General features: G+C 45.6%; 12 protein-coding genes. 4 read left to right on the top strand and 8 right to left on the bottom strand.

The features are described 5' to 3' along the window. The first annotated feature begins 187 nt into the window (after positions 1-187). Positions 188-1,000, top strand: coding sequence for an undecaprenyl-diphosphate phosphatase (locus MHI06_RS14335; protein ID WP_036608062.1), 813 nt, complete (start codon positions 188-190; stop codon positions 998-1,000). An 85-nt stretch (positions 1,001-1,085) separates the two neighbouring features. Here the strand turns inward: MHI06_RS14335 and MHI06_RS14330 are convergent, their stop codons facing one another. Next, positions 1,086-2,264 (bottom strand): MFS transporter, encoded by a 1,179-nt coding sequence (locus MHI06_RS14330; protein WP_340401928.1) that lies wholly within the window; start codon positions 2,262-2,264, stop codon positions 1,086-1,088. Positions 2,265-2,585: 321 nt separating this feature from the next. On the opposite strand from MHI06_RS14330, the gene MHI06_RS14325 reads away from it, so the two are divergent. Next, the gene (locus MHI06_RS14325; RefSeq protein WP_340402116.1) at positions 2,586-2,960 is read left to right on the top strand and encodes a helix-turn-helix domain-containing protein; all 375 of its coding nucleotides are present in this window, start codon (positions 2,586-2,588) and stop codon (positions 2,958-2,960) included. A gap of 94 nt (positions 2,961-3,054) precedes the next feature. Here the strand turns inward: MHI06_RS14325 and MHI06_RS14320 are convergent, their stop codons facing one another. Continuing rightward, positions 3,055-3,525, bottom strand: a complete 471-nt coding sequence (locus MHI06_RS14320) for a GNAT family N-acetyltransferase (protein ID WP_169479496.1) — start codon at positions 3,523-3,525, stop codon at positions 3,055-3,057. Between the two features lie 205 nt (positions 3,526-3,730). On the opposite strand from MHI06_RS14320, the gene MHI06_RS14315 reads away from it, so the two are divergent. Further along, positions 3,731-4,411: an MBL fold metallo-hydrolase gene (locus tag MHI06_RS14315; protein WP_340402115.1), complete on the top strand. Its 681-nt coding sequence runs from the start codon at positions 3,731-3,733 to the stop codon at positions 4,409-4,411. On the opposite strand, the gene MHI06_RS14310 is transcribed toward MHI06_RS14315, so the two are convergent. Further along, positions 4,391-5,014 carry a hypothetical protein gene (locus tag MHI06_RS14310; RefSeq protein WP_340401927.1) on the bottom strand — a complete coding sequence of 208 codons (624 nt, stop codon included), beginning with the start codon at positions 5,012-5,014 and terminating at the stop codon, positions 4,391-4,393. The genes MHI06_RS14315 and MHI06_RS14310 overlap by 21 nt on opposite strands. A 193-nt stretch (positions 5,015-5,207) precedes the next feature. Between MHI06_RS14310 and metE the strand changes: the two genes are divergently transcribed. Further along, positions 5,208-7,502, top strand: a complete 2,295-nt coding sequence (gene metE / locus MHI06_RS14305; RefSeq protein WP_340401926.1) for a 5-methyltetrahydropteroyltriglutamate--homocysteine S-methyltransferase — start codon at positions 5,208-5,210, stop codon at positions 7,500-7,502. A gap of 176 nt (positions 7,503-7,678) precedes the next feature. Here metE and MHI06_RS14300 read toward each other — a convergent pair whose 3' ends face one another. From MHI06_RS14300 to MHI06_RS14280, 5 genes are read right to left on the bottom strand one after another with little or no spacing between them, the layout of a single operon-like run. Next, complete coding sequence (locus tag MHI06_RS14300) at positions 7,679-8,236, bottom strand: redoxin domain-containing protein (RefSeq protein WP_340401925.1); 558 nt, start codon at positions 8,234-8,236, stop codon at positions 7,679-7,681. A gap of 2 nt (positions 8,237-8,238) precedes the next feature. Then, positions 8,239-8,952, bottom strand: a complete 714-nt coding sequence (locus MHI06_RS14295) for an ABC transporter ATP-binding protein (RefSeq protein WP_340401924.1) — start codon at positions 8,950-8,952, stop codon at positions 8,239-8,241. Continuing rightward, the gene (locus MHI06_RS14290) at positions 8,945-9,766 is read right to left on the bottom strand and encodes an ABC transporter permease (RefSeq protein WP_169479502.1); all 822 of its coding nucleotides are present in this window, start codon (positions 9,764-9,766) and stop codon (positions 8,945-8,947) included. The genes MHI06_RS14295 and MHI06_RS14290 overlap by 8 nt, the downstream gene beginning before the upstream one ends. A gap of 28 nt (positions 9,767-9,794) precedes the next feature. After that, positions 9,795-10,376 carry a nitrous oxide reductase accessory protein NosL gene (locus tag MHI06_RS14285; RefSeq protein WP_340401923.1) on the bottom strand — a complete coding sequence of 194 codons (582 nt, stop codon included), beginning with the start codon at positions 10,374-10,376 and terminating at the stop codon, positions 9,795-9,797. Next, positions 10,373-11,761 (bottom strand): NosD domain-containing protein, encoded by a 1,389-nt coding sequence (locus tag MHI06_RS14280; RefSeq protein WP_340401922.1) that lies wholly within the window; start codon positions 11,759-11,761, stop codon positions 10,373-10,375. Before MHI06_RS14280 ends, MHI06_RS14285 begins: the two co-directional genes overlap by 4 nt. Positions 11,762-11,870: the final 109 nt, after the last annotated feature.

The raw sequence follows: 11,870 nt of genomic DNA, 5'->3' as shown, positions 1-11,870 counted from the left end.
TATTGATAATCGTTATCAACGATATCATGCTATGCAGGATTTGACAAGCTATGTTTATTTCACCCCTCTATGAACTCTAACTTGCAAGTCACTAAGTTAAACAGCTATCATCAATAGAGTAAACCATTCACTTTTTTTATAAGAGAGAGTTTTGAAAAGCCAATGAAACGTATTCAAGGAGGAAAACATGGAAGAGATTATATTGTGGTTAAAGTATTTGTTTTTAGGTATTGTTCAAGGTGCGACGGAGCCAATCCCCGTCTCCTCAAGCGGTCATCTGATCATCGCTCAGAAACTTATGGGCATCAAGCAGAATGGATTGTCATTTGAGATTTTAACAAACACGGCATCGCTTATCGCTATTATTTTTATTTTCCGGGAAGATATCAAAAAGTTGATTATTGGTGCACTTGGTTACCTTCGTACTCGTAAAGAAGAATATCGAGCAGACTTCATGTTTTGCTTATACATAATTATTGGTACGATTCCTGCTGCAGTCGTTGCGGTCCTGTTCAAGGATCGGATTGAAGAAATCTTCTCGTCCGTATATACCGTTTCCATTGCACTATTGATCACCGGGGTTGCCTTGTGGCTGATTCGCAATCTTCGTGGTCGTAAGCAAGATGGTGATCTTTCTACGAAAGATGCATTGTTGGTAGGTCTGGCTCAGGCGGTCGCTCTTATTCCGGGCATTAGCCGCTCAGGGGCAACTGTAATTGCGTCCATCGCTGTCGGTATGAAACAGGAAACGGCTTTGAAGTTCTCCTTTATGCTGTACATTCCCATAAGTATTGGTGGACTCATCATGGGGGTATCCGACATTGCCAATGATCCGAATCGATCACAGCTGGCTATCCCTTACCTGATCGCATTCATCACGACGCTCTTCGTCACCTATTTCTCCATGAGATGGTTTATGGGCATTATGGCCAAAGGCAACCTGAAATACTTTTCGTATTATTGTTTTGCCGCAGGTACATTGTTACTGATCTTCTTATAAAAAAAGTCTATACAACAAAGGAACAACCAGCAATGGTTGTTCCTTTGTTGTATAGTGGCAGAGCCTTAATGACCTACAGCAAGAGCTAGAAGGTCAGGCGCGTAGCCTTATTGCTTCTGTTAACAAGCTCTGTAGCCGCGAACATGACACTGAACAGAATCAGCAAGATCAGGGGTACCATGGACATTCCCCATTGGCTTGCAATGAGCCCCATACCTAACGGGATGAGTGTTGAACCTGTATAGGCACTGGCCATTTCGAGTCCAATTACACTTGGGGATGCCTTCTCTCCGAAGCGTTCCGGTGTCGCATGAACGATACTTGGATAGATCGGTGCTCCGCCCAATCCCACGATGAATAAAGCCCCTGCGGCAATCCAATACGGAATCGGCATAACCAGGATAACCAGCCCGAAGCATCCAACGATTCCACCATACCTGATGAGAATTTTGCTGGATACATGAGTCGAAAGAAAACCTGAGATCACACGTCCCAAGATGATGCCAATGAAAAATAGGGATGATAGTGCTGCGGCAGTGCCTGGGGAAACCCCCTTGCTTCCGATGAAGAAAGACGCCATCCACAGACCGGCTGCAGTCTCGGAACCATTGTAACAAAGCATGGCCAGCATCGACATTTTCACGCCGGGTATGCGTATAGCCTCACGGTTGCTCACCCGTTTCTCCTCATCGCCTGATTCCTCTACTCTTCCCTTCTCGAAGATCTTCCACAGAGACAACGTTGACAATAAGATCATCGCGATCCCAAGCAAAATCAACCCTACAGTGACGTATCCTGCACGCCAGTTGTTCGCTTGATTCAGCCAATATGCCATAACGAGTGGGCCTGTCACCGCGCCAATTCCCCAGAAACAATGCAACCAGTTCATATGCTTGGCTTTGAAATGCAATGCTACATAATTACTTAGTGCCGCATCCACCGACCCTGCACCCAGACCGAGAGGGATCGCCAGAATCAGTAAAAACACAAAATTCTCCGAGATCGAGAATCCAAACAGCGCGACCGTTGTTGAGAGGATGCTGAATAGTGTGACTTTACCTGTTCCGAATCGGTGTAATAATCGGCTGGCTGAGAGACTGGACACTACTGTACTAAATGAAATGATTAGCGATATGTAACCAGCCATTTCTGTTGTCGCATGTATATCGTTTTTCATAACGGACCAGGCACTGCCAAGTAAAGCATCTGGCAATCCCAGCCCTATAAATGCGAGATAGATAATGATTAACAATAACGTGACCATCGGGGTGTCTCTCCTCAGTTTGTTTAATTTCTGCTTCTCATCGAACCACCCATATAATAATATTGATATTTTTATCTGTAATCTTCCTATATTTTGACTCGTTATATCAGTATCCTGATATATTCTAATGAATCTGGGAATACATTTAGCACTAGCTATGTTTACAAAATTCGTTTGCTCAGAATGCTCTTCATTCATACAGAATACTTCACTTTGCTTTCCTTTACTTCAATGTAAGTTTAATATAAACTGAACGCAATCAGAACTTTAGTAGAGTATGTACTTTATAGATAGGTACTAGCCGAAAGGATAGTTTAAATGATGAGTATGGCTGAATACCACGGTAAAGTTAAAAATATTCAAGATACCCCTTTTGGATATACGTTGTCCGTTATTGGTGGCAAATGGAAAATGGTGATTATGTACCTTCTGGCAGAAAACCCACCTGTCCGCTTCAATGAGCTAAAAAGGCAGATCGGCGCGATTACGTATAGAACATTAAGTTCACAGCTCAAAGAATTGGAAGCCGATGGTATGGTGGAGCGGAAAGAGTACCCCCAAGTCCCTCCTAAAGTTGAGTACCGACTGACAGCTAAAGCTGAAAGATTATTGCCCGTATTGGAAGGATTATGTGAATGGGGCGCCCAACATCAAGACCCTTCGATCATTTCGATCATGAATACCGCAACGGATTGAACGCGTTTGTCTATATATTTTCAGATAAAAATAGGCATGTTAAAGCGCAAAAAAGTCGCCAATCGGCGACTTTCTTACTTTTAAATTCGTAGAGTTATACTTTTTCATGCACCAAGTCTTTCTGGTAGGCCAACACTCTGTCCCAATTGCCACTAAAAATAGGGATTCGATAATAGCCTACGCGTTCATACAGCGCGGCTGCTTCTGGTTGCAGGGGACCAGTTTGCAGTTTTAGATTGGTGTATCCAAGTTCGCTTGCAAGACGATCTGCCTCGGTCAAAATAGCCTGTGCAATCCCCTTACGTCGGTAGCCACTGCGAGTATACATGCGTTTAACCTCTACAGATGTTTCATCAAGGGGTCTAAGTGCTCCGCAACCAACCGGATACCCGTCGATTCTGGCAACGATAAAGGCCGCACGTGGCACTTCAACGTCTGACAGTTGAAATCCCGCTGTTCCATCACCGCCATATAACAAACCAAGTTCTTCGCTCAGCTCCTTGATCAATTGCAGTGAATCCTCGCTTCGAATATCTTCAGCTGCTGCACGCACGATATGTGTCATCCCACATACCCCCTTTATCTTATTGGACTTATTGGTTTTTTTGATATATATAAATTATCATTCCCAACATCAAGCGTCAATTCCCTCATACATTGAATATTTCTATAAGTACCCGAGCGTATCTTATCGTCGTCTCTATTCGTTTACATAAGAAATGTAATGAGCAACGATGTATATGAATTTTATCTCTCGGAGGTCTGGTATGATGAAAATTTCAAAGGGTATACAAATGCTTCAGCTTGATTTTAATGGGAATATAATTCACCCTGTTCTGATATGGGATGAAAAAATGGCTGTGTTAATAGATGCCGGTTTCCCTGGACAATATGACGATTTATGTACCGAACTCGAAAAGGCCGGCGTGCCGATCGGCCAACTTAAGGCAGTCATTTTGACGCATCAGGATGTGGACCATATCGGCTGTCTTCCAGAGATTTTGCAGGAGTGTGGTGATCATGTCAGGGTATATGCACATGAACTGGATAAGCCATATATTGAGGGGCAGCTCCCTCTTCTCAAAGACGCTCACCTTGAGCACCCTCCAAAGGAAAAAGTTGATGAAACGGTCACTGATGGTCAGGAACTACCGTTTTGCGGCGGTATTCGCGTTATTCATACACCTGGTCATACGCCAGGTCATATTAGTCTTTATTTGATGGCTAGCAAAACGCTCATCGCTGGAGATTCAATGTACAGTGTCGACGGCATACTCGGCGGCGTTCATAGTCCTACCACACTAGATATCGAGACGGCTCGTTGCTCCTTGAAAAAGTATATGGAATTCGACATTTCATCTGTGATTTGTTACCACGGTGGACGAAGTCATGTGAATGTGAATGAACAGATCTCAGGGCTAGTTAAGGGTTTATTGTTTTGTAAACTGTAAAATGGCTGTAGCCGCACGAATTCGCAGCTCTTCTTCTTCACTGTGCAACGCTTCTCTCAGCACATGGAGAGCTGTTTGAATCGTGGCTTCATCTACCACTGTTGAGGGAGGGTTGGTTGCTTCAGCCGCTACGCTGACTGCAAGTCCGCGATCCAGCTGTGCTTGTGATATGGGATACTCAAACTTTGCAAGGATAGATGAGTCATTTTGCAGTGTCTGCACTTTGTCATTCAGCTCAGCGAGAGGAATGCGTCCCAACCATGTAACTCCGCGACGGTGACAGATCAAGTCGTTTTCTGTGCCAGCGGAATCGTCGTAATAATAATCCCCGATATCCCCAACATACGTCCATTCGTCATCGCTAATTAATACATAATCTCCATCCTGCATGAGGTTAGCAAACATATGTAGTGTCGCGAGTGTGCTCGCCAATTCTGCTTCATCCAAGCTATCGTTCTGAACCAGCTGTTCCTTCCATCGCTCAGGGGGCGTGTGCTCCAGATCCCCTGTACCCGACCAAGCGATTCCAATATAATTATCCTCCAGAAATGATGCTACTCTGTTGATTCCGTGCACGTTGGACTGAATGTGATACAGATTCATGCGTACCGCCTTCCTTTCAATCATTCGTATGAACGTAGTTCACCATTGTAACATTAGTGGGGACTATTTCAAACGTAATGATCTCTTTTGATATAGCCCTAGGCTATAACTAGGTATAATTTAATGGAATTACATTATAACTCCGAATCTGTGATAAATTTTGTGTAACATAAAAGCAGAGGGGTTTTAAACGATGACGAAAAGTAGTGTATTGGGATATCCGCGTATTGGTGCTGATCGGGAATGGAAGAAAGCGTTGGAAGCGTTCTGGGCAGGTAAGCTGGAGGAAAACGAATTTCACGCACGTTTGCAAGAGATCCGCATAGATCATTTACGCAAGCAGCAAGCGAAAGGCATCGACATCATTCCGGTGAATGATTTCAGCTATTATGATCATATCCTGGATACGGCTGTGATGTTCGGCATTATCCCTAAACGATTTGCTTATGATGGTGGTTCCGTTCCGTTGTCCGTATATTATGGTATTGCCCGGGGAACGAAAGATGCTGCAGCAAGTGAAATGACAAAATGGTTCAACACGAACTATCACTACATTGTACCTGAACTGGACGGGGCTTCCCCAACTCTGACGGAGAACAAACCACTTCTCGCTTATCGTGAAGCAAAAGAAAAACTCGGCATTGAAGGCAAGCCGGTTATCGTTGGACCGTTAACCTTCCTGAAGCTCTCCAAAGGCTATGATAAATCCGAGACAGACGCTTGGCTGGACCGCTTGCTTCCACTCTACACTCAATTGCTTCAGGAACTTGCGAGTGAAGGCGTTCAGTGGGTGCAGATCGACGAGCCTAGTCTGGTAACTAAATTAAGCAATGAAGACGTACAGCGTCTGAATAAAATATATGAGACATTTGCAGCAGCCGTTCCAGGCCTGAATATCATGCTGCAAACGTACTTTGAATCTGTCGAAAACTACAACGATATTGTTGCACTGCCAGTTCAAGGTGTAGGACTTGATTTTGTACACGGACTCTCTGGTAACACACAATCTATTCGGACATCCGGTTTCCCGGCAGACAAAGTGCTCGGTGCAGGTATTATTGATGGACGTGGGATCTGGAAAGCTTCCCTTCAATCAAAACTGAATTTGCTGAATGAATTGACTGAGTTCGTGACGCCTGAACGTATCATCGTGCAATCGTCATGCAGCCTGCTGCATGTGCCTGTTACGACAGAACGTGAGGCAAAACTTACATCCGAACTGAAGAATGCCCTCGCATTTGCAGATGAAAAGCTGGATGAGATTGTTCTTTTGACTACAGCCTTATCTTCACCAAGCGCAGAGATTACCGCTAAAATTAACGAAGCAGAGCTTCCTCTTCAGGCGCTTCAGCAATCCGAAGATCGGAACCGCACCGCTGTACAGAAAGCCGTTGCTTCCATCAGTGTTCAACAGCCAGAGCGCTCCCGTCCTTTTGCAGAGCGTCATGAAGCCCAACAGGCCAAATGGCAATTGCCACTCTTCCCGACAACAACGATTGGTAGTTTCCCACAATCTGCTGAAGTCAGAAAAGCACGTCAGTTGTGGCGTAAAGGTGAGTTGAACAACGAACAGTATGCTGCCTTCATCCGGGAGCAGATTGATATCTGGATTAAAATTCAGGAAGAGATCGGAATTGACGTGTTGGTGCATGGTGAGTTTGAGCGTACGGACATGGTTGAATTCTTTGGCGAGAAACTGGCCGGCTTTGCCTTTACACAGTTTGGCTGGGTACAATCGTACGGTTCACGTTGCGTGAAGCCACCTATCATCTTCGGCGATGTTGCATTTACTGGTGAAATGACGGTGGAAGAAACGAAATATGCCCAATCGCAGACTGAGCGTCCTGTCAAAGGCATGCTGACTGGCCCAATTACCATCATGAACTGGTCATTCGTACGCGAAGACATTGCTCGTGAGCAGATTGCCTATCAATTGGCGTATGCGTTGAGACAGGAAGTCGAGGCACTTGAACAGGCAGGCATTGGCATGATCCAGGTTGACGAGCCGGCTGTTCGCGAAGGGCTTCCGCTGAAAGAAAATGAACAAGCCGATTACCTGGCTTGGGCAGTCAAAGCGTTCCGCATCTCCACGTGCACGGTGCATGAAACGACTCAAATTCATACACATATGTGTTATTGCGAATTCCATGACATGATTGATTCCATCGAAGCTATGGATGCAGATGTTATCTCCATTGAGACATCCCGTAGTCACGGTGAACTGATTCACAGCTTTGAAGAAAATACGTATGAGCTCGGTATCGGTCTTGGCGTATATGACATCCATAGCCCACGAGTTCCGAGTGTGGATGAAATGAGCAGCATGATTGAACGTGCCCTGCGTGTTCTTGATCCGAAGCTGTTCTGGATTAACCCGGACTGCGGATTGAAAACCCGTGGACAGGAAGAAACGGTTGCTTCCCTGCGTAACATGGTTGACGCAACTAGAATCGCTCGTACCAATCACGCTTCAGCTGCTGTATTGTAATCGGCTGCGAAGCAGCATAACTTCAAAAAGCAAAGCCGGACACCCCTTCGTTAAATGGGTGTCCGGCTTTTTATCTGGTTACTTTTTGTAGTTACTTTTAACGTACATTCATTTCACTTGTAACATGGGCGATCTCGGGCGTTCCTACCTCTTTTCTCACCATCCAACGCTTACGACTAGATACTCTCTTCCAGCCATTGCTGCAACGGTGTATCTTCGGTCAGTTCACCGAGCAATATATGACGGAACTCCCCGTCCTTATCAATAACCATCGTTGCCGGTAAACCTGTAATCCGATACATGCCTGATATATTGCCTGTCACGTCAATGATCACCGGAAAATCAAACGCCTGCTTATCCATAAACTCACGAATCGTTCCCTTCGATTCCCCCACGTTAACAAAAAGGGTTTCCACATCGTTCTGATAGTCCTGAGCGATCTGATGAACGAGCGGCATCTCCCTTACACAGGGTGTGCACCATGAAGCCCAAAAGTTAATCATGACGGCTTTCCCCCGATAATCGGACAGGCTGACTTGTTCGCCTGCTGAATTAACCGCTGTGAACTGAGGGGCTTTTGCACCTGCTTGAATAGCGTTGCCTCGCTGAGACTCGGGTGTCGACATATTTTCAAAAACGGCCCATACACCTGTGAACAACGCAACCAAGCCAATCAGTATTGTAAGTATATGTCTGTTATTAAACCTCTTCATCTTCTTCTGCAATAAACTCACCTTCACTTTAAGCCAAGACTTTGATGAAATGCTGCATGGAGCGAACCGAATTGATCACGAAAGTCATGGGTGGAACCCTCTCCCACATTCCGACCATGGTTCATGAATATTACCTGATCCGCAATGTCGTCTGCAATCTCCAGCTGATGGGTCGAGAACACGACCATGTGGCCTTCCTGTTTGATCCCCTTGAGCAGCTGAGTTAATTCCTGTATCCAGAATGGGTCCAATCCATTCGTTGGCTCATCCATAATGAGCAGTGGAGGTTTCGACAGGACAGCTTGAGCGAATAACACACGTTGGCGCATGCCTTTAGAGAAGGTCGTGACCCGGTTTTTCTTTTGATCCTCCAAGCCTACCATGGTTAGCACTTCCTGTACTCTCTCCTTGGGAACTTTCCTCAGAGAAGCCCAGAACAGAAGCATTTCCTCCGCACTCAGTCCTTGATTAAATTGATAATCGTCCGGCATATATCCAATCTGCTCTGAATAACACTTGCGCTCCTTCAACCATCGCACATTGTTCACCGCAACCTCACCCGAGGTAGGCCGAAGAATTCCTGCGATCATACGCAGCACCGTGCTCTTTCCTGCACCATTCCCTCCACAGAGGGCAAGCACTTGGCCTGAAGTAATGCGAAAGGAGATATCCTCAACAATTGGTTGCTTTTTAATGGATTTGCACAATCCTATCACTTCGAGTCCCACCTTATCCATGAGAACGCCCCCTCTCCCAGATCGCATAGACCGCCAGGACAGAGAAGGCAATCCAGAATAGGCATATCCCGATGAAGATCCAACTGCCACTTGGTTGCTGCACCCACTCCACCCATCGATAATATTCTGGTCCAAGAATGGAGCCGCCTCCCAGTTTGATGACTACAAACAATCGCACCAGCTCCGCCGGATTGATGAGCGTTAGTACAATCAACAGCGGTTTCACCCACAAATAAGGCATAAGTCCCAGCACAGAAAGCAATAATGTCGGCCATCCAATGACAGCGAAGAACCATACGGTCACGGATATGGTTAACGCCTGCCACCGATTGCGCGACAACGAACCGATAAATAGCGCCAGCGTCAGGAATAACAACACCAGTCCACAAGAAAATGCCAGAAAGAGAAGGTAGGTCATGACATCCAGTGGATTCCCGATTAACCCGCTAATGAGCCCCATCAGGCCGTATCCAAACGCAACAATGGTAATTAAGACAATCGACAGCCCAAGGTACTTCCCAACAATAAAGGACATCGTGCCAATGGGATACGTGGACAGCAGTTGCCAGCTACCGTCTTCCTTTTCGGATGTTAGTGAGAAGGAACCGAGGAATAGCGTCATTAATGGTAAAAGGTAAAGAATGAGATTCAACATCGAACCTGTTGTGCCCGAATACCCTTCAACCAGATTCTGCGAATTCAGGAGTAACAAGCTTAAGCTAAAGGTGCAAAAAAGGATCAGAAACGAATACGCCCAAGGATTGCGAAATCCCATTTTCACTTCTCGTCTTGCAATCTGTATCATATCTGACATCATTGATCACCATTTTCTATTGTCATTCCTAGTGGCCTGACTCTTCTTTCATCTCACCTTCCTGATGCATCTCATTACCGTCTCCTTCTTCACTATGTCCGTGCTCATCATGCCCATGTTCACCCATCATGTCCATATTCTCTGTATTCTGTTTCCAGTCATGAGAGGCAAGATCCTCAGCGGTCATAAGGGTTCCCACACCTTGCTCTGCAATGAAAGCTTCAGCCGAAGGCTTGTCCTTAAAGTTAAGAATTCCATAAGCCATAGGCGTACGCAATGAAGCATCGTATACATACGTGGCTTTGCTGTATTCAATCCATTCCTTGTCATTATAATCACGAACATAGTCCATGCCGATGTTGTCCGTGCCATTTTCCGTTTTCCACTGGTTCATGCACCCGATGTCATCAAACTTGTAATTTTGGCCGTCTTTCGTAGTGAGCTGCGTTGCATACGCATCGTCCTTCACCTGCATTTTACAGATCGCACAGATATCCACGTCTTCATTGATCGGCAATGCCGCGTATTTTGTTCCGCAAGCGGTTAACAATACCATGCCAAACATAAGTACCATGACCAATGTCCATCTTCTGTTCAAGCTTTTGTTCATTTTCGTAATACCCCCATATAGATGATTATAAAAGTCGCCATTCCCAACAGAACTAACCCGAGTATCCACACCACATTGGAACCTGCTGCACTTTCCACAGACATGTTCAGATCAGATTCCGTATCCATGCTCATGCGTGGCGACTTGTCGGTAGTCCATTGTTCTCTGCCTTCTGTAAACAACTCACTCAGAAAGACCATACCCGGCGATTGAAAAAAGAGCTGATACGCTGAATTTCGACTGACCAGTTGCTCATAAAAAGGATTGATGGCATAGGAAACTTCACTGATCCCATCCCCATTCAGATCGAGTCCCTGAAAGGAATCCCAGTAATTCTCCATCAAGACATTATTCGGGCTATCCAGCGCGGAAGCTTCAATGACATTAGACACCATTCGGTTACGTGTAAACTCATTAGCCTCTGCCAGAACCAGCTGGATGCCAACAAAATTCCGAAGCACCGCATTTCCACGAATCTCATTACCTGATGATTCTGCAATATTCATCCCAACACGATTACCCTCCACTACATTGTTGTGAACAGAGGATTGATGTACGTCATACAATAAAATCCCTTGGGAATGAACATTCGTACTCTGTTTGCGAAAAGAATTGCCTGATATAACCGTATTCTTGACGCCCATAATCATGGCACCTGTCATGTTCTCCTCTCCGGTATTGTCCATGACAGAAGAGCCGTCAATGTACATACAGTGGATGCCGTACCTTGTATGTAACAGCCTGTTGTTTTGCACGATAGACTTGCGACTGTTCTCCAGATAGATTCCATCCCTCATGCCGGTGATCTCATTGGCTTCAATGTAGCTATCATGGGAGTTGTACAGATCAATGCCATTGCCCTTCTGGCTGCTGGTTGCAGAATCAGATCCGACCCAAGTAACATTGTTCCGCTGAATCGTTGCATGACTCGAATTCCGGATGATCATCCCATAACCCTGGGTCTGAATATGCAGATCGGTGATCTCACTGTTTTTCCCTTCAACCTGAATCGCTGCGGTCTGTTCATTCGCATTATGCTCAATCGTAAACCCGCTTAACTTCACCCCATCCGACTGAATAGTTATTGTAGAAGTGGTTTCCTCATTCACGACTATGACCGTAGGATCACCCTGAATGGTGATGTTCTTATCAATCGTTACAGGGCCTGAATATCGACCTGATGCAAGTACAATGACTTCTCCTGGCGCAGAACGGTCAATCATAGGCTGAAGCGGAATCAGATCCCGCTCTCCGGAGACGGCCGTGGCCGTACCATACGGGAAAGACAATAAGACAATCATCATTCCGATTAGAAAAACCAATCCCCGAACCCGACTCTTCCTACGACTCTCGAATGTACCTAACTTCACCCAAGGATTACGCATGTAACTTCCTGCGCAATTCCAGCTCCTTGTTGCAGATACTCATTGCTGTGGCATTGTGTTCAACAGGTCTTACAGTTACCCCAAATATACGTTGGTTGTACACACCATC

It is taken from the genome of Paenibacillus sp. FSL H8-0079 (genome assembly GCF_037991315.1).
Taxonomy (GTDB): domain Bacteria; phylum Bacillota; class Bacilli; order Paenibacillales; family Paenibacillaceae; genus Paenibacillus.
This window is presented reverse-complemented; position numbering and strand designations above follow the sequence as displayed.

Excerpts from the sequence above, each read along its gene's own strand:
- MHI06_RS14335 (WP_036608062.1), top strand. The coding sequence starts at position 188 with ATGGAAGAGATTATATTGTGGTTAAAGTATTTGTTTTTAGGTATTGTT.
- MHI06_RS14330 (WP_340401928.1), bottom strand. The coding sequence starts at position 2,264 with ATGGTCACGTTATTGTTAATCATTATCTATCTCGCATTTATAGGGCTG.
- MHI06_RS14325 (WP_340402116.1), top strand. The coding sequence starts at position 2,586 with ATGAGTATGGCTGAATACCACGGTAAAGTTAAAAATATTCAAGATACC.
- MHI06_RS14320 (WP_169479496.1), bottom strand. The coding sequence starts at position 3,525 with ATGACACATATCGTGCGTGCAGCAGCTGAAGATATTCGAAGCGAGGAT.
- MHI06_RS14315 (WP_340402115.1), top strand. The coding sequence starts at position 3,731 with ATGAAAATTTCAAAGGGTATACAAATGCTTCAGCTTGATTTTAATGGG.
- MHI06_RS14310 (WP_340401927.1), bottom strand. The coding sequence starts at position 5,014 with ATGAATCTGTATCACATTCAGTCCAACGTGCACGGAATCAACAGAGTA.
- metE (WP_340401926.1), top strand. The coding sequence starts at position 5,208 with ATGACGAAAAGTAGTGTATTGGGATATCCGCGTATTGGTGCTGATCGG.
- MHI06_RS14295 (WP_340401924.1), bottom strand. The coding sequence starts at position 8,952 with ATGGATAAGGTGGGACTCGAAGTGATAGGATTGTGCAAATCCATTAAA.
- MHI06_RS14290 (WP_169479502.1), bottom strand. The coding sequence starts at position 9,766 with ATGTCAGATATGATACAGATTGCAAGACGAGAAGTGAAAATGGGATTT.
- MHI06_RS14285 (WP_340401923.1), bottom strand. The coding sequence starts at position 10,376 with ATGAACAAAAGCTTGAACAGAAGATGGACATTGGTCATGGTACTTATG.
- MHI06_RS14280 (WP_340401922.1), bottom strand. The coding sequence starts at position 11,761 with ATGCGTAATCCTTGGGTGAAGTTAGGTACATTCGAGAGTCGTAGGAAG.